Genomic DNA, 26,251 nt, shown 5'->3' on the forward strand with positions numbered 1-26,251 from the left:
CCCCTTAGTGTTTACGGAACATCTTCAGCATGCGCTGAGTCACGGTGAAACCACCGAAAATGTTGATGCTGGCAATCAGCACGGCAATAAAGGATAAGAAACTTACCCAACCGCCGTGACCGATCTGCAACAACGCCCCTACCACAATGATGCCAGAAATGGCGTTAGTCACGGACATCAGCGGCGTATGCAACGCATGGCTAACATTCCACACCACGTAATAACCCACTACGCAAGCCAAGGCAAACACGGTGAAGTGTGACAGAAACTCTTTCGGTGCCACGTTGGCCAACCAGCCAAACAACACAATGGCGATTGCCATGATGATATATTTGGTCCACGGCGATGTCGGTTTGGCGGCTACTTTTTCGATCGGAGCCGCCGCTTTTGCCGCCTGTGGTTGAGCAGATACCTGAATTGGCGGTGCTGGCCAAGTGATTTCACCGGTTTTTACCACGGTAACGCCACGGATGACCGTATCTTCAAAATCGATATCGATTTCGCCATTCTTCTCTTTGCACAGCAGCTTGAGCAGGTTAAGCAGATTGGTGCCGTACAGTTGTGAGGATTGTGTCGGCAAACGGCTTGGCAAATCAGTGTAACCAATGATTTTAATGCCGTTATCCGTCACGGTGATTTTATCCGCCACGGTCAGTTCGCAGTTACCACCGGTTTGTGCCGCCAAATCTACAATCACGCTGCCCGGCTTCATGGAGGCCACCATTTCTTTGGTGATCAGCAACGGTGCCGGTTTGCCTGGGATCAACGCCGTGGTGACAATAATGTCCACTTCCGCTGCCTGAGCGGCAAACAGTGCCATCTCAGCCTTGATAAAGGCTTCCGACATCACTTTGGCATAACCATCACCACTGCCTGCTTCTTCCTCAAAATCCAGCTCAAGGAATTCTGCGCCCATACTCTGAACCTGTTCTTTCACTTCCGGGCGCGTATCGAAGGCGCGCACAATCGCACCCAAGCTCCCAGCCGCACCAATGGCAGCCAGACCGGCAACACCAGCACCAATAATCATCACTTTGGCTGGCGGCACTTTACCTGCGGCAGTAATCTGGCCGGTAAAGAAGCGACCAAATTCGTGGGCGGCTTCAACAATTGCGCGATAACCGGCAATGTTGGCCATCGAACTCAGGGCGTCCATTGACTGTGCACGCGAGATACGTGGCACGGAATCCATCGCCATGACGGTAACCTGACGTTCCGCCAGTTTTTTCAGCAGTTCAGGATTTTGGGCTGGCCAGATAAAGCTGACCAGCGTGCTGCCGGCACGCATTAAGGCGATTTCATCGTCCTGCGGCGCGTTCACCTTCAAGATCAAATCAGACTGCCAAACATCGGCGGTATCTGTAATCGTGGCACCGGCTTCCTGATAGGCTGTATCGTCAAAACTGGCCAATCGCCCAGCGCCTGCCTCAATGGCGACGGTAAAGCCGAGTTTCAGCAGTTGTTCCACCGTTTTCGGCGTTGCTGCAACCCGTGCTTCATTGGTCAACCGCTCTCTTGGTACACCAATACGCATAATGTTCCCTTTTAGTTCTCTTTGATGATGATTGTCGTCATCCTGCCTATAGTGGTGATTTCGAGGTGCCGAGTGTTGATCGCGGCCGAAATCTGCTTGCTACAGCTTCCTATAACCTACTGAAAATGTGACTTATGATCCATATTTGTCTGCATCATAGTGATAGTTTTTGCATTAAAACTGATAGCTGGCGCAGAGATTGTACAAATGACTATCAATTTTATATTTTCTAGCGTGTTATTCTACTGAATGACACCGAGTTAAAATTATTCCTAACTGATATTTATCCCAGAGACAACGGGGCGTCAGGTTAGCAAAATGTAAATAAATCAAACTTATCCCGTTAATTAGCTGATGGCTCAAACTTATCCGTATCCATCGATAAACCCGTGCTGTCTTGTCTGTTGTAAATAGTCACACTGTTCAAGATAAATTGCTGAGACACCTGCCATTATTACATGTAATAATCATCGGCTATTCTGTTACACATCAATAGTTCTGCACGTATAACGTTAATGCGCAAGGCGAAAGGATTTTTTATGAAGCTGAAATACACGATCATCGCGTCAGCATTGCTATCACTGACTGCATTTTCTGCTGCTCAAGCCGCGCAAGAATTAGCGCCGGAAAAAGCAGAGTCGATTAAACCGTTTCAACGTATAACAATTACCGGCCGGTTTAACGCTATCAATGAAGCAGCGGCCGCTGTATCACGTCGTGCTGACGAGTTGGGCGCAGACGCTTTCTATATTCAGGATACCAACAGCAACGGTAATGGCGGTAACTGGCGTGTAACGGCCGATCTTTACCACAATAATGCCGAAGCAGTGAGTAAAGAGACACAATACCGCACATTCAATGGCGTAAAAGAATTACCCAAGACGGAAGCTTACCTGCTTGAGCCGTTTGATACCGTCTCAGTGAGCGGTTTCTTCCGCAACCAGCCAGACATTAACGACGCGATTGCCAAAGAAGCCAAGAAAAAGGATGCCAGTGCCTTCTTTATCGTGCGCCAAGTTGATGCCAACGCGGGTGGCAACCAGTTTATTACCGCCTATGTGTATAAAGCCGATGCACCAAAACGCAAAGTACAAAGCCCTGATGTCATCCCGGCCGATTCTGATGCTGGCCGTGCCGCATTGGCTGCCGGTGGTGCCGAAGCGGCTAAAGTAGAATTGCCGGGCGTAGCCTCTTCCGGTACGCCAAGCAACATGGTCGGCCGTTTCTTCGAAACGCAATCGTCCACGGGCAAACGTTACACCGTCACTCTACCGGATGGTACCCAGATTCAGGAAGTCAATAACGCCACCGCGGCGCAAATGGTACCTTTTGACTCCGTTAGCTTCACCGGTCACTTCAACAGTATGACCGATGTTTCAGCGGAAGTGGCAAAACGTGCCGCAGCCAAAGGTGCCAAGTACTATCATGTGACGCGCCAGTGGCAGAATAAGAGCGGTGGCAACCTGACCGTCAGCGCTGATTTGTTCAAATAATTGTATTGGGGCAGCCTTCGGTTGCCCCATTCTTCCCACTGATGATGCCCCTCCGACTTTTCCTCCGCGCAAATCCTGTGCAACTGAATAATTTCTTATCCTAATCGCATAACCAATCATTGCATCCGCCCTCTTCACTCCGTAAAATGTCGGCACTTTTTAAGTGCTATTATCTTTCGAACATGATGTTTTATTCATCATATCGTGCTGACATGTAGATAATATTCATCACATTAATTCTTAAAAAACCAGGGCCTCTAGCATTGGAAAAAAAACTCGGTCTGACCGCGCTAACCGCGCTTGTTCTCAGCTCTATGTTAGGTGCTGGCGTTTTTAGTCTGCCGCAAAACATGGCTGAAGTTGCCAGTCCGGCGGCTTTACTTATCGGTTGGAGTATTACTGGCGTTGGGATTATCTTCCTGGCCTTCGCCATGCTGTTGTTAACGCGCCTCCGGCCGGATTTGGACGGTGGCATCTTTACCTATGCGAAAGAAGGCTTTGGCGATTTAATCGGTTTTTTCTCCGCCTGGGGTTACTGGTTGTGTGCGGTGATTGCCAATGTGTCTTATTTGGTGATCGTGTTTGCCGCCCTGAGTTTTTTTACTGATACACCGAACCACATTGTTTTCGGTGAGGGTAATACCTGGCAAGCACTGATTGGTGCGTCTTTCCTATTGTGGATTGTGCATGCCTTGGTATTACGCGGCGTTCAGACTGCGGCCAGTATTAATCTGGCTGCGACCTTGGCGAAACTGTTGCCATTAGGCGGGTTTATCATCTTGGCCGCCATTGCCTTCAATATGGAGACCTTTACGCTGGATTTCACCGGATTGGCCTTGGGCACACCGGTATGGGAACAGGTTAAAGATACCATGCTGATCACCCTGTGGGTGTTTATCGGCGTAGAAGGCGCGGTGGTCGTCTCTGCCCGGGCGCGCAATAAAAAAGATGTGGGGCGAGCCACGATGTTAGCGGTGCTATCGGCATTGAGCGTTTATCTGCTGATTACCCTGCTGTCTTTGGGCGTGGTTCCCCGAGTCGAACTGGCAGGAATGCGTAACCCGTCAATGGCCGGGTTGATGGTGGAATTGATGGGACCACTGGGTGAGATTGTCATTGCGACCGGATTAATTATTTCGGTCTGTGGAGCCTATCTGAGCTGGACGATTATGGCAGCAGAAGTGCCGTTACACGCAGCAAAACACGGCGCGTTCCCTAAGGCATTTTGCCAACAGAATAAAAATAATGCGCCATCCCACTCGCTGTGGTTTACCAATGGAGCAGTGCAAGTCGCTCTGGTGCTGATTTGGTTGACCGGCAGCAATTACAATACCTTGCTAGCCATCGCATCAGAAATGATCTTGATCCCTTATTTTCTAGTCGGTGCATTCTTGTTCAAAGTTGCGTTGAAGCGACAAGACTGGCGGTTGATTGTGGCAGCCAGTGGTGCCTGCCTATATGGCTTATGGCTGATCTACGCGGCAGGTATGCTGCATCTGCTGTTGTCAGTGCTGCTTTATGCTCCGGGTTTATTGGTGTTTATTTATGCACGAAAAAGCCATAACGAACTGAAGATTTTGAATAAAATGGAGCGTACGGCTATTGGTCTGGTCATGGTCGCGACGCTGCCAGCTACTTGGTTAATGATGCACTAATGGTTAAGTGCGCTCGGCTAAACGCCAGTTCTATTTTTTGGGCTGTGGGTGAGTGTCGAGCGCGTTTTCTAATAACGAGTTTGGCCGACAGCGTTATTTTCCCTTAGCGCACCGCGCATTGAATATTAAAAACAGTTTAAGATAGGTAAAGGATCGTGTTAATCCTCTTAATCGTAGCGATGCGATTAAGACTCACTACGTAAACTCACATTATTATACGAACCAGATGTTGAACAGCATTAAAATAACGTTAATGAAAGGTTAAAAATAATAAGGGGATCTTGCAACCGACCACGCGATTATTATCGGCAATAAATAAAAATAGTATCCATAAATCCAAAGAGTTGATACGAAGTCTGCATTTGAGCAATCTAAGGTTCAAAACAATTCGGCAAGACTAAATAACCGATGTTATTACCAATGAAATTAAAACGATTCAGCTACAGTGTGTTGATATTTATAGCGTAATACAAGAAAGTCACAATAAGTTTTAATTCGCTGCATTAGTGTGAAAAAACAAACCATTGCAACATTGTACTAACAATTGTTACTTTTCAGCATGATGCGCTGGTCCATTGAACCAGTAGCCGTTCACCTACGGGAAACAAAGAGATATTCATTGAGCATTGTTGAGTAATGACCGCCAATTGTTCGATTTCCAACCCATAGGGTAACTGGATATCAAGAGAAGTAATTCCCTGCTGTTCCGCCAAACGAATTAATCGAATAATGTTGGTCTCATCACTGACCTGTGTTGATAATACCTGCAAAGCCAATACCGTCAGCTGAGCCTGCGGATTTTGCTCTAGCTCAGCCTGAGGTTTAATTACCATCCCAAAAATTGGCATCACGCCATAAATAGCGTCGATAAAGCTCCAGTGTTTCTTACAGGAGGCTGATAGAAATCCCATATAATCAAAGCAGACGGTTTCACGCTGCATCCGCTCACTACTCATCCCCTAATCCTCTCTTGATTCAAAATAGTATGGACTACGGCTAAATAGAGATGACGTCACATTCGGTATCGCTAATATAATGGCATAATTCTCTTAGTGTTGACCAGCCGGAGACGATACTTTAATGATGGTAATGTATAACACTGTGTCAACGCTCAAGTTTCGAGAGAAAATCCTCGTGGTATTGCTTTCTTCGGCGCGCTATGCTGATTCCATCATTTGAATTGCAGACTTTTGTAGATCGGGAAATATGCCTAAAATCGTTTTTGTCGAAGATGAGCCGGAAGTCGGTAAATTAATCGCAGCCTATCTGGGGAAACATGATTTTGATGTGTTGGTTGAGCCGCGCGGTGATACGGCGCAAGAGTTTATCTCCCAGCATCAGCCAGATTTGGTTCTACTGGACATCATGCTACCGGGCAAAGACGGTATGACGTTATGCCGCGATCTTCGCCCCACTTATGATGGCCCGATTGTGTTACTAACCTCGTTGGACAGCGATATGAACCATATTTTATCGCTGGAAATGGGGGCGAACGATTATATTTTAAAAACGACACCACCGGCGGTGCTATTGGCTCGTCTGCGTTTGCATCTGCGCCAGCACCAAAGCCAAAGTAAAGAACCGCAAACCACGCCGCTAACAAACCAGAATGCCATTCATTTCGGTTTGTTGTGCATCGATCCGGTTAATCGTCAGGTCAATCTGGCTCATGAGGAAATCCCCCTCTCCACCTCTGATTTTGATTTGCTGTGGGAGCTGGCTACCCATGCCGGTATTATTATGGATCGTGAAGTGCTACTGAAAAGTTTACGCGGTGTCAGCTATGATGGCATGGATCGCAGTATTGATGTGGCGATATCCCGTTTGCGTCGTAAGCTGTATGACAACACACTGGAACCCTTTCGCATCAAAACCGTACGGAATAAAGGTTATTTGTTTGCACCCAACGCCTGGGAAACACTCCAGCAATGAAAAAACTATTTATTCAATTCTTTTTATTGCTGTTTGTCTGCTTCCTGGTAATGGCCATGTTGGTTGGGCTGGTTTATAAAGTCACCGCCGAACGGGCGGGTCGTCAGTCATTGGACGACCTGATGAAAAGTTCGCTGTCACTGATGCGCAGCGAACTGCGGGAAATTCCGTTGCGTGACTGGAACAAAACCATCGAAACACTGGATTTGAATCTCTCTTTTCAACTGCATATTGAGCCATTAGATAAGCGGCAACTCACGCCGAGACTGGATAAACGTTTACGGGCAGGAGAAATCATTGCCTTAGATGATGAATATACCTTCTTACAGCGAATTCCTCGTAGTCACTATGTGTTGGTCGTCGGCCCAGTGCCTTATCTTTTCTATCTTCATCAAATGCGTCTGCTGGATTTGGCTCTGCTGGTGCTTATCGGCATGTCGCTGGCATTACCGGTTTTTCTTTGGATGCGGCCACACTGGAAGGATTTGATGCAGTTGGAGAATGCTGCCCAGCGTTTGGGATCGGGGTATTTAGACGAACGAACGCACTTTGATCCTACCTCTAGTCTAAACCGTTTAGGTGTGGCATTTAATCAGATGGCGGATAATATCAGTACGCTGATTGCCAGTAAAAAATTGCTGATTGATGGCATCGCCCATGAATTACGCACTCCGCTGGTGCGTCTGCGCTATCGTCTGGCCATGAGTGATAACCTCACCGAGGCTGAACAACAGGCATTAAACCGCGATATTGGTCAGCTTGAATCATTGATAGATGAATTACTCACTTATGCTCGCCTCGATCGTCCACAGGTTTCTCTCCATCTAGAATCGATTGATTTACCTGATTGGTTACACACTAAAGTTGAAGATATACGTTTGATCCACGGTGAGCGGGAGATTTTGCTAGATATTCCGCACAGCGGTCACTTTGGCGCAGTGGATCTCCGGTTAATGGAACGCGTGCTGGATAATTTGGTCAATAATGCGTTGCGCTATTCTAATAAACGGCTGCGTATTGGTTTATGGTTTGATGGAGATGATGCCTGTTTACAGGTTGAAGATGACGGTCCCGGCATTCCGCCAGAAGAAAGAGCCAAAGTATTCGAACCCTTTGTTCGTCTGGACCCCAGTCGCGATCGTGCGACCGGTGGCTGCGGTTTAGGACTAGCGATCGTACATTCCATCGCTCAGGCATACCAAGGCAAAGTATTGTTGGAAAGTAGTTCTCTCGGCGGTGCCAGCTTCCGCTTCTGCTGGCCAGTAAAAGAAAATCACTCTTTATCCACGGAGCTGGATTGAGGTTGACTAAATGGTATTGGAGTTATGAATAAACCATGACGACACGCCCCCTCGGCTCAATATAGCGACGAAGTGCACAGGTTTCTCTTCAAGATCGATATCCGCTGGGACGCACGGCGACCTTGGAAAATCACCTTACCTTAAACCACACAGCCGCTCACTGTGTGGTTCCAACGATGCTGACTTAATTAACAATAATAATTACTTAATTATCCCGCAAATGTAACGCCCACCGCCACCACCCAGTGGTTCAGGATGGTCTGACATGTTATCCCCTCCTACATGAATCATCAGGGCTTTTCCTTTTACTTCAGCCAGTTTTTTAAGTCTGGGTGCCGAAATCATATCCATAGCGCGACCATCAGCATTAACGTGAAGTGCTGGCAAATCCCCCAGATGCCCATTCCCATACGGACCTTCATGTCTGCCGGTTTTATCCGGATCAAAATGTCCTCCGGCAGCTCCGGCTGCGATGGATTTACCTCCTTTTAACGCCGGTTCGCAACTGCCATTTTCATGAACATGAAAACCATGCATTCCGGGGGATAGCCCTTTTAGAGAAGGAAGAAACTCCAGCCCATTATTGCTTTCACGCACAACAACGGTTCCAGCACTCCCCTCGATTCCCTGTGAAGTCACAATATTCATTGTCACATTCGCACTCTCCGCCAGAGCGGACGTACAGAAAAATGCTGATAACACTATAATAATTCGCTTCATACGCGCCTCAAATTTTTCAGAATATAGTTATGATCAGAAATAATCATAACCTACCTTTCATTTTTGTGCCTTTAGCTGGGACATGACATGAAAATTTCTCGCATGCCTATCTGCATTATTAAAAATAACACTAAAATGAATCACCGCTATTAATCATCCTATCCTCCAATAAAGTTATCAATGCCATTTACACGGAAGACGGTTGATCATTTATTCAAATATAACAGGATAACTCAATGAGATTTAAATCTGGGTCTCGTATATAGCACGACATAATGGCACCACAGGCTCCCGTTCGTCTGACGGGTTCTTCAATAATGACAATCCCGGTTTTCTGTAGCTGGTCAATGATGACATCAATGGTACCAGCCACAATAAAACACAAATCCAGCGATCCAGGCACAGGTAAATGTGCTTTAGGTTCAAGCTCTTTACCATATTCATGAACATTGATTTTTTGCTGCCCAAATAAAAATGCCGTTCTGTTTTCGCCGAATATAAACAGTTCCATCCCCAGAACCCGGGTATAGAAATCAGTACAAGCCTTAATATCGCGGGTAGTGAGTACAATGTGGTCAATATGATTTATTATCATTGTCTTTTTACTCTTGTTCCGATTTATATCTTCAGAAAATATCTTTTGGGTAAGTATCACAACGCTGACGAAATCGGGCTGTAAATTGGAGCCACGATAGACCGCACTGACGAAACTCTCACCTTCTGAGTGTCGACTCCTCAACACTATTTACCCCAAGTGACGCAACATTTTGAATATCATAGTTTGTCAGAATTAAGCACTCGCATTCATTGTGAGTAGGTCAGTCATATTATTCTAATAATAGTATGACCTAAACATTTTGTTCGTCATGATATTGCTGTATATCATGACCGAAAAGGGAAAAAATAATGTGCTATGGCACTTCTATTTTGTGCTGAAACGCTCGGTGTTAATCTGTAATGTCGATTTTCTATGGAATACTGGTGATATTTACGGACATGAAATAATCGGTCATGCTGCATTTGTGGAGTTGAAAAAGCATAGTAATGTATGTTGTAACTAAAAATGATATTAACGCGACCTCTCATCATGCCGCTATGGCTGTGGTGAAAGCATAACGCCATCATCAGCTCGGTCTTTAGCCTGAATTGCCTGTCGTAATGCTCGAGGCGTTATCTGATAGCGTTTCTGAAACCGTGATGTGAAGCGAGATGGGCATTGATATCCATTATCTCTGGCGATCTCACCGATTGGTTTACTGGTCGTCTGTATGGCATTAAGCGCATTACCTAACCTCACGTCATCAAGGATTTGCTGAAAACTCCCACCTTCTGCGGCCAGATGTCGATGGAAAGTTGACACCGACATGTGAAGTTGCTCAGCAACGGTACGCGCCGACCAGCGGGCAGAAGGAGAAAGAATTAGCAAGTCCTGACACCGGGCAGTCACCGTGTTATCCGAAGAGTCCAGAAAAATATTGGCAGCACTGGTCTCTCTAAGTATCAGTAATAGCCCTAACAGCATATGTTCAAGCAATTGTGATGAATAATCATGATCCAAGGCGAATTTTAACTGTTTCCAGCAATATTCCAGCTCATTGGTGAGTTTGATACAAAACCGCTGAACATCCTTTTTTTTGTGTGGCAAAGGGTAGTGCTTCAAATAAAAATTAGTTATTGATAAAGGAATATAAATAATTTCCGACAGGTAGCCTTCCCCTGCCGGAATATTGGCAATCTGTAGTTCGTAGCCAGCCGGGAAGACGATCAACTGAGAGTGGTCAGCCGTTTCAGTATGCCCCTGCCACTCGATAATCTTTCTCCCCTGCCTGACTCGACATAATGCAGGCATGAGTAATTTGACTTTGTGCAGCACATGCGCCTGGCGTGAGCTGATTTCCTGCATACTCAATTTTGCCTGCATAAGGTGTTGTTACTCGTGACCGTAGACGGGAACAATTTCGGCGGTTGCCAGCTTATTAGCATTCAGCATAAACCCAACCAGTGCGCCGCTGGAGTTGCTATCAATTGGCAGTTTATCCACTTTCAGCGCCCACACTTTGAAATGGTAATGATGCGGTTTATCCCCTTTCGGCGGACATGCACCACCAAAACCAGCATATCCAAAATCATTGCGACCCTGCACTGCGCCGACAGGAAGATTTGAGCCGTTTTGGTTGCCAGCATCCGCTGGGAGCGAATGCACATTGGCAGGAATATTCACGACTGTCCAGTGCCACCAACCGGAACCGGTCGGGGCATCTGGATCAAAGGCCGTGATGGCAAAGCTCTTCGTCCCTTTAGGCGCCGCCGACCATTCCAGTGACGGAGAGCGATTTCCACCTTCACAGCCAAAACCATTGAACAGATAAGACTGAGTCAGTGGTACTCCGGCTTTAATCTCCTTACTGTCCAAACGGAATTCACCCGCTTGAGCAGATAATGAACAAAACGCTAACATGGCAAGCCCGAGATGCATTTTCATAACAGATCCTTTAATGAGTGATTTCAACCTATTCTAGGGTTTTATCTCAATTAGCATTATGCAGATCGAATCAAAAACTATAAAAAATCAATCATTATTAACTCTAATTGTAAAGATACGTTCCCTTTACGACACGGTTAGCGGTTAGCGTGAACCCTCTCCGGCCAGCGACTGCTATATGCCCGTACATCAGGGGAAAAGGTGCAGTCAGGCCGCTCGACAAAGCAGGAACCCACCGAAATGACTCAGGCCACAGTTTGAGCATAGTAGGAACCCTCCGCCTTTAGACGGAGGAGGATGTCAAATCCGCTCATTCTAATATCAACAGTGCATATCAATCCCTGAGCGCTTTTTATTAAATTTTTAAGTCAATGGATATCAATGAGTCAGCTTGTACAATCGGTTACACGCCGAAACCATTGACTCACGGATCTTCACATCGCTATTCCCTACACTCTTTTTACCAACCCTGGTTTCACCAATAGATAGGGTTAAACCTAAACTGAATGCCGAGGAAATACCCATGAAAAAAGTATTAGCCTTCGTTGTTGCCGCTACTCTGGGTCTGTCTTCTGCGGCCTTTGCTGCGGACACCGCGGTTGCACCGACAACCACAACGGTGCAACACAGCACAACCGCCAAAATGACACATGAAAAACAGGCTAAAAAGGCGGTGAGCAAGACTGAGAAGAATCCAGCGCAGAAAGCACAGGCGGCCAAGAAACACCATAAAGCGTCAGTAAAAGCAGCTCCGGCTGCAAAATAGCCCTACAGCACAGGTCGAAAACCCGCTGTAATACCTGACTCACTCAACACCCGGTTATTCCGGGTGTTTTTCCATCGGGGGTCGTCATTATGCTGCGCCGCTATCTTTTTGAAATCACCTTGGCCGCACTGATCATTTGTGGCCTGATTACTGTCGTATTTTATCTATAACTCACGTCGGTCTATTTCACTAAACGATCGAGAAATCAATTGCCAGCTACCAACAATATAGTGAATGATGTCTATAGTTACAGGTAGCAATATTCCTAATTAGATAGGAATCAGTCATATTTTTTCAGTGTAAATGGACGATTTTTGCAAGGCAGATGACTTAATGCGCTTATCCTCATTGCTACTATTTAGCCTGTTACCGCTCTGCATTTCTCTGGCCTATGCCGATGTACCCGAGACCAACAGCGCTAGCGACCAAACCACCCTTTTCTTTGGTCAGGATGACCGAACCGAAGTCACTGATGTTGACGCATGGCCGTGGCAAGCGATTGGTCAGATTGAAACGGCCAGTGGCAACCTATGCACCGCGACATTAATTTCCCCCAATCTGGTATTAACCGCAGGCCACTGCGTGTTGGCACCACCGGGCAAGATTGATAAAGCCATTGCTCTACGCTTCGTGTCACAGCAGAAGAAATGGCGCTATGAAACCCGCGATTTAGAAACGCTGGTTGATATCAGGCTGGGAAAAAAACTAAAACCGGATGGCGAAGGATGGATTGTTCCACCGGCAGCGGCAGCGTTTGATTTCGCACTGATTCGACTCACTGACAGTAAACCCTTGCCAATCAAACCATTACCACTGTGGCAAGGCAGTGCTACCGAATTGACTCAGGCACTCAAACAGGCTCACCGCAAAATAAACCAGGCGGGTTATCCGTTGGATCATCTAGACAACCTCTATCGTCATGAAAACTGCCTGGTGACCGGTTGGGCGCAGCAAGGTGTGTTATCCCATCAGTGCGATACACTGCCTGGTGATAGCGGTTCACCACTATTGCTGAAAGATTCCGACGGTTGGTCACTTATTGCCATTCAAAGCTCGGCGCCATCAGCCAAAGATCGTTATCTGGCCGATAACCGCGCGTTAGCCGTAACCAGCATCAAAGAAAAATTAAAACAGTTGGGGAAAATCATTCAAAATAAATAGCGCCAGAATTCACTGGATTGATCGTGATGAGAAGGCGCGCTCTCCTATTACAATGGCTGTCTACGTCTGGCTAAAAATCACCGCGTAGCGAATAGACCACGCGGTGAACCGTTCTGGTTTACGGGGAAAGCTGCTCGATAGCCTGCAAGATACGTTTCTCCGATACCGGATAAGCCGTGCCCAACTGCTGAGCAAACAAGCTCACCCGCAACTCTTCAATCATCCAGCGGATTTCTTTTACCTCATCATCCTGTGACCGGTCTGGTGGCAATTTTTGCCGCCATTGCTGCCAAACCTGCTGCACATGCTCGACTCGCAGCATTTGTGCCCGATCCCGATGAGGATCAATCGCCAGTTTCTCCAATCGACGTTCAATGGCATTCAAATAACGCAGAGTATCAGGCAGTTTTTTCCAGCCATTATTGGTGACAAAACCTCGGTATATCAGCCCCGAAAGCTGCGCTTTAATATCGGATAATGCCAACGCCAGCGCAATATCCACCCGCCCCTTGAGGCGTTTATTAATACTGAATACCGTGGTCAAAATTTGCTCGACCTGCCGGGCAATATCCACCACGGTGTCATTCAGTTCGGCTCGTACGTTTTCCTGCAACCGGCTGAACGCTTCCGCTTGCCAAACCGGCCCGCCGTATTGTGCTACCAATTTATCCACGCCACAGGCGATACAATCATCGATTAAATCCAATACATTACCGTAGCTGTTGAAATACAGGCCCAGTTTGGATTTATTCGGTAACTTTTCGTGCAAGTACTTTATCGGCGAAGGAATATTCAGCAACAGTAGGCGGCGAGTTCCTTGCCACATCGCTTGCTGCTGCTGGGTTTCGGTTTCAAATAGCCGAATAGCCACACTGTCTTTTTCATCCACCAATGCCGGATAGGCTTTGACTTCATAACCACCACGACGCTGCGCATAGCAGGTGGGCAGATCGCCGAAGCTCCAGATATGCAAGTCGTTCTGCTCCAGCCCATCGTCTGCAACCGCCGACAGGGTTTCCTGCACTTTTTCCTGTAACTGAATGTTCAGCGCTGCCAGGTCTTTACCTTCCCCTAGGCTGTGATTCTTATCGTCTACGACACGAAATGTCATCCGCAAATGATCGGGAACCTGATCCCATTGCCAGCTTTCACGTGACACCGTCACGCCTGTCATGCGACGCAGTTCACGTTCTAGTGCATCCAGTAAGCCCGTTTCTAGCGGTGTTACCCGCGCCAAAAATGCCTCGGCATAATTCGGAGCGGGTACAAAATTACGCCGTATCGGTTTTGGTAAGGATTTTATCAGCGCGATGACCAACTCCCGGCGAACACCAGGAATCTGCCAGTCAAAACCGCGATCCTGAATTTGATTCAGGATCGGCAACGGAATATGTACCGTCACGCCATCAGCATCGGTTCCTGGTTCAAACTGATAAGAAAGACGTAGCTTCAAACTGCCCTGATACCAGAAATTTGGGTAATCTAACGGATTAACTTTATTGGCACCGTCTTTAATCAGCATGGTTTTTTCAAAACTCAGCAATTCAGGCTGCGTCTGACTGACGGTCTTCCACCAGCGATCAAAATGACGGGCTGAAACCACATCACGACCAATGCGCTGATCATAGAAATTGAACAGCGTATCGTCATCAACCAGAATATCTCGACGGCGAGATTTGTGCTCCAGCTCTTCAACCTCGGCCAGCAATTTGAGGTTCTCACGGAAGAAAGCGTGACGCGTCTGCCAGTCGCCCTCCACCAGCCCATGTCGAATGAACAGCTCGCGAGATAATGGCGGATCAATTGGGCCATAATTCACCTTGCGGGCGGCCACAATCGGTAGGCCGAAAAGCGTGACCTTCTCGTTGGCCATCACTGCCCCTTGGGCTTTCTCCCAATGCGGCTCGCTGTAATGATGCTTAACCAAATGCTGCGCCAATGGCTCAATCCATTCCGGTTCAATACGGGCAGCGATTCGCCCCCACAAACGGCTGGTTTCTACCAGTTCGGCGACCATCGCCCACTTAGGTGGTTTCTTGAACAAACCGGAACCGGGGAATATGGCAAAGCGGGCATTACGCGCACCGGTGTATTCTTGCTTATCCGCATCTTTCTGACCGATATGGGATAATAAACCCGTCAGTAATGCCGTATGCACACTACGATAATCCGATGGCTCGCTATTAACTGGTAACCCTAGCTCTCTGACAACCTGACGCAGTTGGGTATAGATATCTTGCCATTCACGAACCCGCAGATAATTCAGATAATCACTACGACACAATTTACGGAATTGGGCGGAAGACAGCTCTTTTTGCTGTTCTTTCAGGTAATCCCATAGATTGACGAAAGCGAGGAAATCCGATTCTTTATCCGCGAAACGACGGTGCTTCTCATCAGAGGCCTGTTGCTTATCCATAGGACGTTCGCGAGGATCCTGAATCGATAGCGCGGCAGTAATCACCATCACTTCGCGCACACAACCATGCTTCTGGGCTTGCAATACCATGCGCGCCAAGCGCGGATCGACCGGTAGTTGCGCCAACTGACGTCCAAGCGCTGTCAGTTGTTGATGCCCATTCGGGGCGGTCTGGATTGCGCCAAGCTCTTCCAGTAGCCGTACACCATCCTGAATATTGCGTTTATCCGGCGCTTCTACAAATGGAAATGCGGCAATATCACCCAATCCAAGTGAGGTCATTTGCAGAATGACTGATGCAAGATTGGTGCGCAAAATTTCTGGATCGGTAAATTCCGGACGAGAGAGGAAATCCTGCTCGGAATACAGTCGGATACAAATACCATCGGACACACGACCGCAGCGCCCTTTCCGCTGATTGGCCGAGGCCTGCGAAATCGGTTCAATCGGTAAACGTTGCACTTTGGTACGGAAACTATAACGACTGATACGCGCCGTTCCGGGATCGATAACATATTTAATCCCTGGCACAGTCAGTGAGGTTTCCGCCACATTGGTAGCCAGAACAATGCGTCGCCCGTGATGAGACTGAAATACCCGATTTTGCTCACTATTCGATAAGCGGGCATACAGCGGTAGCACTTCGGTATGAGGAAGATTAAGTTTATTCAGCGCATCCGCCGTATCGCGAATCTCCCGCTCGCCACTCATAAAGATCAGAATATCACCTGGACTTTCCCGACCAAGCTCATCTACGGCGTCAAAGATAGCCTGTAGCTGGTCTCTTTCTACGTCATCCGCATCATCGACAATCGGGCGATAACGCACTTCAACCGGATAAGTTCGCCCAGATACTTCGATAATCGGCGCATGATTGAAATGATGCGAGAAACGCTGCGGATCAATGGTCGCAGAGGTAATGATGACCTTGAGATCCGGTCGTTTTGGCAGTAATTCCCGTAGATAACCCAGAATAAAGTCGATATTCAGACTACGTTCATGAGCCTCATCAATAATCAGGGTATCGTACTGTAACAGCAGGCGATCTTGCTGAATCTCAGCCAGCAGAATACCGTCAGTCATCAGTTTAACCAGCGAGTTTTCGCCCACTTGATCGTTAAAACGGACTTTATAACCGACACAGCCGCCAAGAGTCGTGTCCAACTCATCGGCAATGCGGTTGGCCACCGTCCGTGCCGCCAAACGACGTGGTTGCGTATGACCGATAACCCCTTTGACGCCGCGCCCTAATTCCAGACAGATTTTAGGGATTTGAGTCGTCTTACCGGACCCCGTTTCCCCGGCAACAATCACGACCTGATGATCGCGAATAGCCTGATAAATATCAGCTTTTTTTTGACTGACCGGCAGGTTTTCTGGGTAAGAAATGGTCGGACAGGCGGTTCTGCGGCGGGTAACTCGCTGCATGGCAAGCGCCATTTCACCTTCAAGGGTCGAGACAAGTGTTTGCAGTTCCTGCGGTTTGGTAATTTTACCTGCGCCTTGCAAACGGCGTCGCAGCCGCTGCTGATCACGAAGCATCAACTCGCCAAGCTGGGCGGATAATGCGGCGAGAGAAGATTTCACGTTCCGTATTCCTTGTTACCTTGCCACCGACTCACCACGGAGGCCTGATTTTCTTAAATTATATTGATAAACATGTATTGCTAAACATGGTACCACAGTCGGCTTTTGCACCCTATATGGCGCTGATACCCAACACGGACGTTTTATTCAATAAAATCGAACAAAGCACGCAAATAATTGCGCTATTCATCGTTGCCAAATATGAATAAAGTATCTGTCATTGAAACGGCGATACCCTTGTATTTCACTGTTAGCTATTAAGGAATTTCGATGAGTAAAGTTCTGGTTCTGAAATCAAGCATTCTGGCAACGCACTCACAGTCCAATCAATTGGCCGATTTTTTTGTTGAAAGATGGAAAACTGCCCACGTGGGTGACGAAATCACCGTTCGTGACCTGGCGGCTCAACCGATTCCTGTATTAGACGGTGAACTGGTTGGTGCATTGCGCCCTTCCGGTGACACCCTGACTCCACGTCAGCAACAAGCTCTCGCCCTCTCTGACGAATTGATTGCCGAGCTGCAAGCCCATGACGTGATCGTGATAGCAGCACCGATGTACAACTTCAACATCCCAACTCAATTGAAGAATTATTTTGATCTGATTGCTCGTGCTGGCGTGACGTTCCGCTATACAGAAAATGGCCCAGAAGGTCTGGTGACCGGCAAACGTGCAATTGTGCTGACCAGCCGTGGTGGTATTCATAAAAACACCCCGACTGACCTGGTCGAGCCTTACCTGCGGCTGTTCCTGGGTTTCATCGGCATCACCAACCTTGAATTCGTATTTGCAGAAGGTATCGCTTACGGCCCAGAAATGGCGACCAAAGCGCAAGCTGATGCCAAAGAATATTTAACTCAGATTATTACCGCGTAATTCACGTTATTACTGCGCCAGACTCCGGCACTCTACTTGTCTACCCATTCAAGGTTATCTCTGATTGCGCACCTTTAGGTGCGCTTTTTTATCGCCAACAATCCCGTAACTTATCGCGCTTATCGTGCTTTCCCGCTTTATCGATTAACCCGAATAATCAGCACCAGGCTTAACGCTGTATCCACTGTCCATTAATGCCGCGAACAAACTCCCCCGACGCCGCGCGATTCACCAGTTTTTGTCCAGCCAACTTAGCCACTTCATCCGTTGGAACATGATTACTCCTCGCAACTTCCTGATATTTCACTTCCCGCGCAGCATTGATTTGTGCCACCAGCGCCAGAGTTTCAGTATCTTTCTTAATCGGTGCCAGATAACCGCTCAGTGTCTCGCCAACCCGCCCTTGCTGTTTAGCCTGATCCAGACTCAACGCCCAGCCACTGGCGCTGAACAGTAGACTACTGAGTATCAGACTAACGCCAACCCACCCTATCGATTGCTTCTTCATGTTGGCTCCTAGAACAGATCAGATTGATTTTTCAGTAAAGTTTCAACATCCTTATCGACCTTGATACGGATCTCATGTTCTATTTTGACATTCATATTGATGGTGATCGGTTTTTCCGGCGTAGCCACTTCAAGCCGCACACAACCACTCAGCAATACCACGCCCAACACCATGATTACCTGATACTGCTTTGCCAACATGTTCATTTGGTCTTCCCCGCCGGTATGCCTGATTGCTTGCATAACGCTTTAATTAAACACTACAAATAATCTGACAGCTTCCGCAATGACGGCATACCTTCATCCATCTACCGCTATCCGATACTGTACGCCATAAGCGACTGAATTGATTATAACCACAACCTGAACGGATTCTACCTAACACTCTCGACGTATATCATTAAAATTGCGCAGCGCTACGCAGAATTAACCGCTAAATGACCATGACTGACAAAATCTTATTATGCTTAACACGCTGTAAACCACCGACACTTCGGACAGACATTTTACTGATGGAGACACCACATGGAACCCTACGTCACTACGCTTTCCTCACCCATTTTGGTTTCCGGTCTGCGCTTACGCACCCGTAATAGCGATGAGTCCGATGAGAAAACAGCGCTGATTTCCGAACTATGGCGGCAGTTTTTTCTGCAAAAAATCGCTGATAACACGCCATATCGACAAGCATCTTCACCGATCTATGGTATTTATACCGCTTATGATGGCGGCGTGACTGGATATTTTGATGTTATGGCGGGTGTTGCTGTCAACCAAGCGGCGGCAGATGCTGATATTATCGAAATTCAAACCGGAACTTATCGGGTGTTTGATGCGCATGGGCCAATGCCGGAAGCCATTATTGAAGCATGGGGTAAGGTTTGGTGCTTCTTCGAACAACATCCAGAAATGAAAAGACGCTTTGCTACTGACTTCGAGTCTTATACTACTGCTGAGTCCGCACAAATATACATCGGCATTCTGCCCTGAACGGTGCGAGCAACCTTATCATCAGCCAATATCAACCCGCCTCACTGTACGCATAACTGACACAGGCTTTGCCACCGTACCGCGCTGATAACGATGAGCATGATAACGGCTCACTCTTGGCGGTGACGGTGGTTTTCAATGACTTCAGACTTCAGCGACTGGTCGCGGTCACCCTGGTATCTGCGGGTATTGTCTCTGCCGGTATAGACACCGGAACGGGCGTTGGCATGGATAGCGTCTGTTGCAACCACTCTTGTAGATTGTCGCCAAAACGTAAACTGCGCCAGAGTTGGAAAATATTTTCCTGATGGGTGTAATTCAATACCACCACGCGTTTGGCATTCTTGCGCGTATTCACACCATGAATTTTCGACTTGAGCGTCAGTTCACCCAAGTTATCCAGATTCACTTCAGCATAAGAGTTATCAATCTCCAGATAGCGCAACCAATCGATCACCGCCCCATTGGCAACATTGCTTTCCCCTATGGAATCAGCCAGATCCTTATCCAAACGTAGCGTCAGCAAACCGGCATTGGCGATCCAGCCATGCCGTACCAGCCAATGAGGATTATTCAAGAATAGAGGTAACTCACCATCAACTTTGCCAGACATAGCAAACTGCTTGGGATTCAGCGCGGTAAATAGCTCGCTGAGATCGACCTGCTTAAATTTAAGCACCGCGGCATCCCGCTGAGGAAAGCGCAATGCCGATAGGCTCAGATGCCCATGCAGAATATCCATACCTACATGACTGAGAGTTAATGGCATGTTATCCGAATAAGGATAAGTCCCTTGCAGATCGGCAGTAATATTTTGCATTTCAAACAAGTTGGTCAGCGAGGCTATGCGCAGCATCACGGGCTGTTGGGCACCCAGTTGCCACAAATGATCCTTTAGCCGATAGGGCATCACAAAATCTAATCCGCTTAACTCCCCGTCCTTCAGCCACATGCTGCCCTGACTGACCACCCAATGACCGCCTGCGGTAAATCCCTGTTGTCGCGCAGCGGAGAAGGCCGCCTGCGCGTAAAACTCACCGTCCCGCAGCTTGATCCCTAAATCGGGTGACAGCAATGGCTGAAACACCTGTAAAGATTGTTTTGGCCACCAGGCCTTACCTCTTAACCGTTCACCATCCCAGCGGCCTCGTAGTGGGATAGGCCCAATTTGTTGTGCCACCAGTTGGCCTTGAATCTGGAAGTTATCCGGGCTGCTGCCAGCCAGTTGCAACGCCATGACGCTGGAAGGCAGGTAGCCACCATTATTCATTTCAACCGCTTTTGCCGTTAGCTGCATATCAGCGTTAAACGACGGTTTGCCACTATTCCGTTGCCAGCGTAAAGGTTGCTGTAATGTCAGTCGAGGCTGTACTACCCTGACGATGCCATAGCGAATATGATCAAATCCGGTCGAGAGTTGATCAACCTGAACCAGCGAATCCAGCCAGCGACCTTTACCCGCGATGTCCCAGCGAGCAGACAGTGGTGGCAAATTTCCTTGCCCCCAGTAACGCCATTGCCAATCGCCCTTATCCGGCCAGAAGTTCTGTGCATTACCGTCCAAATGGAGGCTAAACCGACCCCAATAACTATCTTGTGCATTAATAATGGCCTGTAAGCGACCATTAATACCGGCGCTGGTAACCCGCACTCCCGCCAACGGCCAACGTGCGTCATTCAAGCGTAGCTCTGGCGTCATGTTGCCATGAGCGCGCAGTAACGCCCCTGGCGACAAGACCAGTGATGGGTTCAGTAACGAACCGCTGAGTATCCCCGGTAGCGTGGCATTGAATACCACACTGGATAAATTGGCTTGTCCGCTGATCTGGAACCGCAGATTACTGTCTATCAGGCTGATATTACCGGGGCCAAGTGTCAGTACCGCATTCCCTTTACCGCTTTGTCCGGCAGTAATCACATTCAAGCGGGCGCTAATGGTCGCTTGGTCATAGCCCTGACTCCAATCCTGTATATTGAGATCAATACCGCCACTTAATGGCTGATCGACATAAGGCCACCGCCAGTGGCCCTGATTAACCTGAATATGTCGGGTAGATACCTGCCAAGGCAGTATGGCCAGCGGCGTATCATCGCCTTTCTCACGCAAAATCAGTTCGCCCTGTTGCCGCTGCCAACGTAGTGCCACCAATAACGGCTTCTCTACGTAGGGAGTCGTCAACTCCACGGCCAGTTGCCCCTGCAACGGCAATCGGTCTAGTGTCAGCGGAATTTGCAGTTGACCGGACAGTTGTAATGGCTGTGCGCTGCCGGGAACGGTAATAGATAATCGATCTAGATTAAGCTGTTGTTGATGATCCAGCGTGGCAGCAAAGGTCAATTGTGGGCCGCGATAATCGATTATTTGGCCTGAAGAGGTCGTCGTCAGACTCACGGCCCCAGCATAGTTCTGCCAAGGAGTTATCACTAACTTATTAATATTTAAGTCTATATTGGCAATTCGTTGTTGCCAGACAATCAGGCTCTGGGTCGTCGATGCAGCACGGTCTGAAGGTAATTGACTCAGGCACTCGGTATCAATCTTCAGGGCATTAGCCTGAAATCGCCAACGACCGTCGCGATATGTCAGATGGGCATCACCGAGATGCGCCAATTGGCAACCTTCAGCGATAAAATCCAAACCTTTCATGTACAGAGCGCCATCCCGCCAAGCCAGCGGATGGTCTAGAATAAGTTGACTACCGACGGGTAGCCAATGAACCACCACTTTCGGCAACCATTGCGGCATAGTTTTCCATAATGCAGCAATAGCAATCACGCTGACCAGCAGCAACCAACCGATCATTTTGAGGCTTTTAATCATTATTGGCCTTATTTTATGCTCTGTGTTTCCTAAACCCTTACGCCATAGCATAACAAATTTCTGATGCTTACCCTTAAGTTGGCGAATTAAACACTCAAGTCAGCGTAATCACAGGCCGTTTTGCTCAGACAGCCGTCGCTAACAAATGGTATGATTTATTTATTTCTGATAGTTTGATCACAATATTTTGGCGGAGAAGTCATGATGAAATTAGCCATTTACAGTACCAAACAGTATGACCGTAAGTATCTTGAATGGGTAAACCAGAAATTTGGTTTTGAACTGGAGTTTTTCGACTTTCTGCTTAGCCCTAAAACGGCGAAAAACGCCGTGGGCTGTCATGCGGTATGTCTCTTTGTCAATGATGATGCTAGCCGTGAGGTTCTAACCGAACTGGCCGGATTGGGCGTGAAAACTCTGGCTCTGCGCTGCGCCGGTTTTAACAACGTCGATTTGGTCGCCGCAGAAGAGTTGGGTATCCAGGTTGTCCGCGTACCGGCCTATTCACCAGAAGCCGTCGCTGAGCATACCGTCGGTATGATGCTAAGCCTGAATCGACGGATTCATCGTGCTTATCAACGCACCCGCGACGCTAACTTTTCTCTGGAAGGACTGATCGGTTTCAATATGCATGGTCGTACTGCCGGGATTATCGGTACCGGTAAAATTGGTATCGCGACCATGCGAATTCTGAAAGGCTTTGGCATGCGCCTGCTGGCTTTTGATCCTTATCCCAGTGCCGCAGCGCTGGAGTTAGGTGCAGAATATGTTGATCTGGAAACGCTGTACGCCAAATCAGACGTTATTTCATTACATTGCCCAATGACGCCAGAAAATCATCATCTACTGAATAAAGAGGCTTTTGCGCAGATGAAAGACGGTGTCATGATCATTAATACCAGCCGTGGCGGGTTAATTGACTCTACCGCCGCCATTGAAGCGCTGAAACAGCAGAAGATTGGCTCTCTTGGTATGGATGTGTACGAGAATGAGCGGGATCTGTTCTTCGAAGATAAATCTAACGATGTGATTCAGGACGATGTGTTCCGTCGTCTGTCTTCCTGCCACAACGTACTGTTTACCGGCCATCAAGCCTTTCTGACCGAAGAAGCACTGATCAGCATCTCAGAAACCACCATGCAGAATATTCAGCAGTTGGAACAGGGTTTACCTTGCCCCAATCGGGTGAATGCATAATTAACGACTCGCTGTCAGAGTGATCATCAGGGTGTGCTATGCGCACCCTGAATTTTAGTCAATCGGTACACTATCAGTGTCATAAATATAAACCTGCGAAATAACCATTTACACCCTACTGTTCTGGCATCTTGACCAGTCGTTCCCGCCCGCCCGATGTCTACCTGCTCCCTGCTACTGCTACCTTGGACGAGTTAAGATTACTCTTGTTATCTCTCCCTTTGGTCATCACTCCATGATAAAAATGGCGTCATTTGCTAGCATATCACTCTATTAATCAATAGTATTCGTCTACCCATCGGACAACGGCCATATCCCATCAGGAGAGATAATGAAGAAAATTGTTCCATTAGCTATCGCCAGTATTTTATTAGCAGGATGCGGAATGAACCTCGGCAAGCATGCAGTGACTCCAGTGACCGCTGAAGACCTACAGCACCATAACTTTGTATTGCTCAGCGTGGATGGCCAGACACCGAAAAATCAGCAAGGCAATATGCCGAACATTGAGTTCGGAGAAAAAATGCATATTTCCGGTGCCATGTGTAACCGCTTTATGGGTCGCGGTGAGTTAAATGACGGCATACTGAGTGTAAAAGCGCTGGCTGGCACGCGTATGATTTGCGCTGATCCGCAACTGAACCAGTGGGACTCTCTGATTGGCGATGTTCTGAGTAGCGGCGCAAAAGTCACTCTGAATAAAGGCGAGTTGACGTTGAATAACGGCAAACATACGCTGGTTTATACTAGCCGGGACTGGGTTGGCTAATTAGCCGCTACCCTTATTCAGATTATATAGGATAATAATGACACGGCAGTGGTTAGCGCTGCCATAACCTTAACTGGCCGGACAGGCACCACGCATTAACGCCCATTCTTCGCAACGCTTGCCATCCGGTAACTGACACATCCCAATGGTTCCACCATCCAATTGTTTGGTCAAGGTTAATACCCCTCCTACATTGGCACAATTTACCGAAGCCGGATTGGCCATGCTGACCTGGTGAACATTGGCACTGGTGCCCTGCTGTTCGGGGATATTTTTGGAATTACTGCCACAGGCAGATAAAAATAATACGGTACCGGCGATCAGCCAAGATGATACTTTCATTGTAACGCTCCAAAGCAAAAAAACAGTGTGGCGATGACGAAGATGACGCGGCTATGCTATCTGAGCCATTCCATCCGCGTCGCGCGAATTAATCAAGATTGGGTATAATTCAAACTTAGCCAAATAAAATTAATGCCAAAAACAATTAAATGTAGCTGTTATTTACATAAACAGCCTAAAAAAATATCCAGTAGCGTATTAAGATAATTATTATGATGTTCCTCAATGGGATAATATCACACAAAAAATATAACAGGAAAAATGATGATTACAGACTTATTACTACGGATCGCGTTGGCTGGTGCCTTGGGTGGGTTAATTGGCATTGAACGTCAATTACGCTTCAAAGAAGCCGGTTTGCGCACGCATATTTTAGTCGGTATCGGCAGTGCCATGTTTATGATCGTCTCTAAATATGGCTTTGATGACTTACTGGCTCTAGGTCATGTCAGTTTCGACCCCAGCCGCGTGGCGGCGCAGGTGGTCAGCGGTATGGGTTTTCTCGGCGCCGGAACGATCATGATCCAAAAACAGATGGTAAAAGGGCTCACCACCGCCGCCGGAATGTGGGTGACGGCGGCCATCGGTTTGGTTATCGGTAGTGGTCTGTATGAGATTGGTATTTATGGCACCCTGATGACGCTGGTGGTGCTGGAAGTCTTTCGGCAACTCAGTAATCGACTGATGGGTCATCATCACTATGTATTGATTAAACTGTTGCCAGAATCAGTACCGCCGGTACTAGTGACATTACAGAAAATGCGGATTCGCCCGGTTAACCTTTCAGTGACGCAGAAAGACTCGGAAAATAATGACTGTGAATTAACGCTGGAAGTGACGTTGTCACCAAGAAGGACTCTGGATAAACTCTATGAACAATTACTCAGTATTCATGGCGTACATACACTGAATATTCGCTAAACGCCTCCCCCACGTTAATAGCGCTATGTGGGGGAAGGAAAAATGGATTAATGCAAGGTGGTTTTAGACAGGAGATTAATCACCAATACTCCAGAAATAATCAGTGTCATGCCAAGAATCGCTGCCCAATCCAGCTTTTGCTGATATAAAAATGCGGCGGCGATAGACACCAACACAATCCCCAAGCCAGACCAAATAGCGTAAGCAATCCCCAACGGCATGGTTTTTACTACTTGGGAAAGTCCCCAAAAAGCAATAGCGTAGCCAAGTACCACAAATATTGATGGTACCAGACGGGTAAAACCTTCCGATGCTTTCAACAATGTGGTGGCAATCACTTCGGCGACAATCGCCATAATCAAATAAATAAATCCAGTCATGATTCTATTCTCATTTCAATGTTCAGCATCAATGTTTATGCCAAGTATGCCACGGTTAAATCAACGCCGGTTAAATACGTATTTGAATTAACCATTATTTCACCTGAACCTTAGCCGTTAGACGAACCATTTTATCAGTCATAAAAAGTCATCTGTAATGAAAAGTTTTCTAAATGTAATAATTATTGTCACTCAGACATTAATCATTTGCCGTCTTTAATCATATAAGGCTATTGCTACAGTTAGATTATTTTCCCCATTTCTTTTAGACACACAAATACGATAAGAGGCTAAAAAGCTCTCTGCTAGACTTTCTCTAATAACAGAAGTCAGGGGTAGACCGTTATTTCCCCAGTCTCAGCAATACGAGCAATGTAAAGGTATCATTAATGGCCACA

General features: G+C 47.4%; 24 protein-coding genes. 12 read left to right on the plus strand and 12 right to left on the minus strand.

Annotated features, from left to right (window positions below; translation table 11 throughout):
* Positions 1-4 precede the first annotated feature (4 nt).
* Entirely contained in the window at positions 5-1,534 is a 1,530-nt protein-coding gene (gene pntA / locus DJ39_RS11575; RefSeq protein WP_004717484.1) for a Re/Si-specific NAD(P)(+) transhydrogenase subunit alpha, read from the minus strand.
* A gap of 539 nt (positions 1,535-2,073) precedes the next feature.
* Here pntA and ydgH point away from each other — a divergent pair.
* Positions 2,074-3,027, plus strand: a complete 954-nt coding sequence (gene ydgH, locus DJ39_RS11580) for a DUF1471 family protein YdgH (RefSeq protein WP_038242612.1) — start codon at positions 2,074-2,076, stop codon at positions 3,025-3,027.
* Between the two features lie 263 nt (positions 3,028-3,290).
* Complete coding sequence (locus DJ39_RS11585) at positions 3,291-4,682, plus strand: amino acid permease (protein WP_038242613.1); 1,392 nt, start codon at positions 3,291-3,293, stop codon at positions 4,680-4,682.
* Positions 4,683-5,236: 554 nt separating this feature from the next.
* On the opposite strand, the gene DJ39_RS11590 is transcribed toward DJ39_RS11585, so the two are convergent.
* The gene (locus tag DJ39_RS11590) at positions 5,237-5,638 is read right to left on the minus strand and encodes a hypothetical protein (RefSeq protein ID WP_004717491.1); all 402 of its coding nucleotides are present in this window, start codon (positions 5,636-5,638) and stop codon (positions 5,237-5,239) included.
* 250 nt (positions 5,639-5,888) lie between these two features.
* Between DJ39_RS11590 and rstA the strand changes: the two genes are divergently transcribed.
* Together rstA and rstB are read left to right on the plus strand one after the other, a co-directional pair.
* The gene (gene rstA / locus DJ39_RS11595) at positions 5,889-6,614 is read left to right on the plus strand and encodes a two-component system response regulator RstA (protein ID WP_004717494.1); all 726 of its coding nucleotides are present in this window, start codon (positions 5,889-5,891) and stop codon (positions 6,612-6,614) included.
* Positions 6,611-7,915 (plus strand): two-component system sensor histidine kinase RstB, encoded by a 1,305-nt coding sequence (gene rstB, locus DJ39_RS11600; RefSeq protein WP_038242615.1) that lies wholly within the window; start codon positions 6,611-6,613, stop codon positions 7,913-7,915. Before rstA ends, rstB begins: the two co-directional genes overlap by 4 nt.
* Before the next feature lie 201 nt (positions 7,916-8,116).
* Here the strand turns inward: rstB and sodC are convergent, their stop codons facing one another.
* The 4 genes from sodC to DJ39_RS11620 all read right to left on the minus strand — a co-directional run bounded on the left by sodC (position 8,117) and on the right by DJ39_RS11620 (position 11,117).
* A complete protein-coding gene (gene sodC / locus DJ39_RS11605; protein ID WP_038251387.1) occupies positions 8,117-8,635 on the minus strand; it encodes a superoxide dismutase family protein in 519 nt (172 codons plus the stop codon).
* A gap of 214 nt (positions 8,636-8,849) precedes the next feature.
* A complete protein-coding gene (locus DJ39_RS11610) occupies positions 8,850-9,230 on the minus strand; it encodes a VOC family protein (protein ID WP_004717499.1) in 381 nt (126 codons plus the stop codon).
* 498 nt (positions 9,231-9,728) lie between these two features.
* Complete coding sequence (locus tag DJ39_RS11615; protein ID WP_158650679.1) at positions 9,729-10,538, minus strand: helix-turn-helix transcriptional regulator; 810 nt, start codon at positions 10,536-10,538, stop codon at positions 9,729-9,731.
* Positions 10,539-10,565: 27 nt separating this feature from the next.
* Positions 10,566-11,117, minus strand: coding sequence for a kinase inhibitor (locus DJ39_RS11620; protein WP_004717505.1), 552 nt, complete (start codon positions 11,115-11,117; stop codon positions 10,566-10,568).
* 523 nt (positions 11,118-11,640) lie between these two features.
* On the opposite strand from DJ39_RS11620, the gene asr reads away from it, so the two are divergent.
* The 3 genes from asr to DJ39_RS11630 all read left to right on the plus strand — a co-directional run bounded on the left by asr (position 11,641) and on the right by DJ39_RS11630 (position 13,044).
* Complete coding sequence (asr, locus tag DJ39_RS11625; protein ID WP_004717508.1) at positions 11,641-11,883, plus strand: acid resistance repetitive basic protein Asr; 243 nt, start codon at positions 11,641-11,643, stop codon at positions 11,881-11,883.
* An 89-nt stretch (positions 11,884-11,972) separates the two neighbouring features.
* Complete coding sequence (gene ydgU / locus DJ39_RS18515; RefSeq protein ID WP_457921369.1) at positions 11,973-12,053, plus strand: small membrane protein YdgU; 81 nt, start codon at positions 11,973-11,975, stop codon at positions 12,051-12,053.
* 163 nt (positions 12,054-12,216) lie between these two features.
* The gene (locus DJ39_RS11630; protein WP_038242621.1) at positions 12,217-13,044 is read left to right on the plus strand and encodes a trypsin-like serine peptidase; all 828 of its coding nucleotides are present in this window, start codon (positions 12,217-12,219) and stop codon (positions 13,042-13,044) included.
* A gap of 118 nt (positions 13,045-13,162) precedes the next feature.
* Here DJ39_RS11630 and hrpA read toward each other — a convergent pair whose 3' ends face one another.
* The gene (hrpA, locus tag DJ39_RS11635) at positions 13,163-17,050 is read right to left on the minus strand and encodes an ATP-dependent RNA helicase HrpA (protein WP_004717514.1); all 3,888 of its coding nucleotides are present in this window, start codon (positions 17,048-17,050) and stop codon (positions 13,163-13,165) included.
* 270 nt (positions 17,051-17,320) lie between these two features.
* Here hrpA and DJ39_RS11645 point away from each other — a divergent pair, with 270 nt between their 5' ends.
* A complete protein-coding gene (locus DJ39_RS11645) occupies positions 17,321-17,926 on the plus strand; it encodes an FMN-dependent NADH-azoreductase (protein ID WP_004717517.1) in 606 nt (201 codons plus the stop codon).
* 169 nt (positions 17,927-18,095) lie between these two features.
* Here DJ39_RS11645 and DJ39_RS11650 read toward each other — a convergent pair whose 3' ends face one another.
* Entirely contained in the window at positions 18,096-18,434 is a 339-nt protein-coding gene (locus tag DJ39_RS11650) for a YdbL family probable chaperone protein (RefSeq protein ID WP_004717518.1), read from the minus strand.
* An 8-nt stretch (positions 18,435-18,442) separates the two neighbouring features.
* Entirely contained in the window at positions 18,443-18,634 is a 192-nt protein-coding gene (locus DJ39_RS11655) for a YnbE family lipoprotein (protein ID WP_087931108.1), read from the minus strand.
* Between the two features lie 324 nt (positions 18,635-18,958).
* Between DJ39_RS11655 and DJ39_RS11660 the strand changes: the two genes are divergently transcribed.
* Positions 18,959-19,423 carry a GyrI-like domain-containing protein gene (locus tag DJ39_RS11660; RefSeq protein WP_004717522.1) on the plus strand — a complete coding sequence of 155 codons (465 nt, stop codon included), beginning with the start codon at positions 18,959-18,961 and terminating at the stop codon, positions 19,421-19,423.
* Between the two features lie 151 nt (positions 19,424-19,574).
* Here the strand turns inward: DJ39_RS11660 and DJ39_RS11665 are convergent, their stop codons facing one another.
* Positions 19,575-22,244, minus strand: a complete 2,670-nt coding sequence (locus DJ39_RS11665; protein WP_004717525.1) for a YdbH family protein — start codon at positions 22,242-22,244, stop codon at positions 19,575-19,577.
* A gap of 204 nt (positions 22,245-22,448) precedes the next feature.
* On the opposite strand from DJ39_RS11665, the gene DJ39_RS11670 reads away from it, so the two are divergent.
* Both DJ39_RS11670 and hslJ read left to right on the plus strand, forming a co-directional pair.
* Positions 22,449-23,441: a 2-hydroxyacid dehydrogenase gene (locus tag DJ39_RS11670; protein WP_038242763.1), complete on the plus strand. Its 993-nt coding sequence runs from the start codon at positions 22,449-22,451 to the stop codon at positions 23,439-23,441.
* A gap of 331 nt (positions 23,442-23,772) precedes the next feature.
* The gene (hslJ, locus tag DJ39_RS11675; RefSeq protein ID WP_004717528.1) at positions 23,773-24,210 is read left to right on the plus strand and encodes a heat shock protein HslJ; all 438 of its coding nucleotides are present in this window, start codon (positions 23,773-23,775) and stop codon (positions 24,208-24,210) included.
* A gap of 69 nt (positions 24,211-24,279) precedes the next feature.
* Here the strand turns inward: hslJ and DJ39_RS11680 are convergent, their stop codons facing one another.
* Positions 24,280-24,552, minus strand: coding sequence for a putative hemolysin (locus DJ39_RS11680; RefSeq protein ID WP_004717529.1), 273 nt, complete (start codon positions 24,550-24,552; stop codon positions 24,280-24,282).
* Positions 24,553-24,816: 264 nt separating this feature from the next.
* Here DJ39_RS11680 and DJ39_RS11685 point away from each other — a divergent pair, with 264 nt between their 5' ends.
* Positions 24,817-25,473, plus strand: coding sequence for an MgtC/SapB family protein (locus DJ39_RS11685; RefSeq protein WP_038242626.1), 657 nt, complete (start codon positions 24,817-24,819; stop codon positions 25,471-25,473).
* 47 nt (positions 25,474-25,520) lie between these two features.
* Here the strand turns inward: DJ39_RS11685 and DJ39_RS11690 are convergent, their stop codons facing one another.
* Complete coding sequence (locus tag DJ39_RS11690) at positions 25,521-25,853, minus strand: DMT family transporter (RefSeq protein ID WP_004717533.1); 333 nt, start codon at positions 25,851-25,853, stop codon at positions 25,521-25,523.
* Positions 25,854-26,251: the final 398 nt, after the last annotated feature.

The sequence above is a fragment of the Yersinia ruckeri ATCC 29473 genome (assembly GCF_000754815.1).
GTDB lineage: Bacteria > Pseudomonadota > Gammaproteobacteria > Enterobacterales > Enterobacteriaceae > Yersinia > Yersinia ruckeri.

What these genes read in the sequence shown, in the direction of transcription:
- ydgU (WP_457921369.1), top strand. Translation starts at nt 11,973, where the DNA reads ATGCTGCGCCGCTATCTTTTTGAAATCACCTTGGCCGCACTGATCATT.
- rstB (WP_038242615.1), top strand. Translation starts at nt 6,611, where the DNA reads ATGAAAAAACTATTTATTCAATTCTTTTTATTGCTGTTTGTCTGCTTC.
- ydgH (WP_038242612.1), top strand. Translation starts at nt 2,074, where the DNA reads ATGAAGCTGAAATACACGATCATCGCGTCAGCATTGCTATCACTGACT.
- asr (WP_004717508.1), top strand. Translation starts at nt 11,641, where the DNA reads ATGAAAAAAGTATTAGCCTTCGTTGTTGCCGCTACTCTGGGTCTGTCT.
- DJ39_RS11610 (WP_004717499.1), bottom strand. Translation starts at nt 9,230, where the DNA reads ATGATAATAAATCATATTGACCACATTGTACTCACTACCCGCGATATT.
- DJ39_RS11650 (WP_004717518.1), bottom strand. Translation starts at nt 18,434, where the DNA reads ATGAAGAAGCAATCGATAGGGTGGGTTGGCGTTAGTCTGATACTCAGT.
- DJ39_RS11590 (WP_004717491.1), bottom strand. Translation starts at nt 5,638, where the DNA reads ATGAGTAGTGAGCGGATGCAGCGTGAAACCGTCTGCTTTGATTATATG.
- DJ39_RS11660 (WP_004717522.1), top strand. Translation starts at nt 18,959, where the DNA reads ATGGAACCCTACGTCACTACGCTTTCCTCACCCATTTTGGTTTCCGGT.
- hslJ (WP_004717528.1), top strand. Translation starts at nt 23,773, where the DNA reads ATGAAGAAAATTGTTCCATTAGCTATCGCCAGTATTTTATTAGCAGGA.
- DJ39_RS11685 (WP_038242626.1), top strand. Translation starts at nt 24,817, where the DNA reads ATGATTACAGACTTATTACTACGGATCGCGTTGGCTGGTGCCTTGGGT.
- DJ39_RS11655 (WP_087931108.1), bottom strand. Translation starts at nt 18,634, where the DNA reads ATGTTGGCAAAGCAGTATCAGGTAATCATGGTGTTGGGCGTGGTATTG.
- DJ39_RS11630 (WP_038242621.1), top strand. Translation starts at nt 12,217, where the DNA reads ATGCGCTTATCCTCATTGCTACTATTTAGCCTGTTACCGCTCTGCATT.
- DJ39_RS11670 (WP_038242763.1), top strand. Translation starts at nt 22,449, where the DNA reads ATGAAATTAGCCATTTACAGTACCAAACAGTATGACCGTAAGTATCTT.
- DJ39_RS11680 (WP_004717529.1), bottom strand. Translation starts at nt 24,552, where the DNA reads ATGAAAGTATCATCTTGGCTGATCGCCGGTACCGTATTATTTTTATCT.
- DJ39_RS11615 (WP_158650679.1), bottom strand. Translation starts at nt 10,538, where the DNA reads ATGCAGGAAATCAGCTCACGCCAGGCGCATGTGCTGCACAAAGTCAAA.
- pntA (WP_004717484.1), bottom strand. Translation starts at nt 1,534, where the DNA reads ATGCGTATTGGTGTACCAAGAGAGCGGTTGACCAATGAAGCACGGGTT.
- rstA (WP_004717494.1), top strand. Translation starts at nt 5,889, where the DNA reads ATGCCTAAAATCGTTTTTGTCGAAGATGAGCCGGAAGTCGGTAAATTA.
- DJ39_RS11690 (WP_004717533.1), bottom strand. Translation starts at nt 25,853, where the DNA reads ATGACTGGATTTATTTATTTGATTATGGCGATTGTCGCCGAAGTGATT.
- sodC (WP_038251387.1), bottom strand. Translation starts at nt 8,635, where the DNA reads ATGAAGCGAATTATTATAGTGTTATCAGCATTTTTCTGTACGTCCGCT.
- DJ39_RS11645 (WP_004717517.1), top strand. Translation starts at nt 17,321, where the DNA reads ATGAGTAAAGTTCTGGTTCTGAAATCAAGCATTCTGGCAACGCACTCA.
- DJ39_RS11665 (WP_004717525.1), bottom strand. Translation starts at nt 22,244, where the DNA reads ATGATTAAAAGCCTCAAAATGATCGGTTGGTTGCTGCTGGTCAGCGTG.
- DJ39_RS11620 (WP_004717505.1), bottom strand. Translation starts at nt 11,117, where the DNA reads ATGAAAATGCATCTCGGGCTTGCCATGTTAGCGTTTTGTTCATTATCT.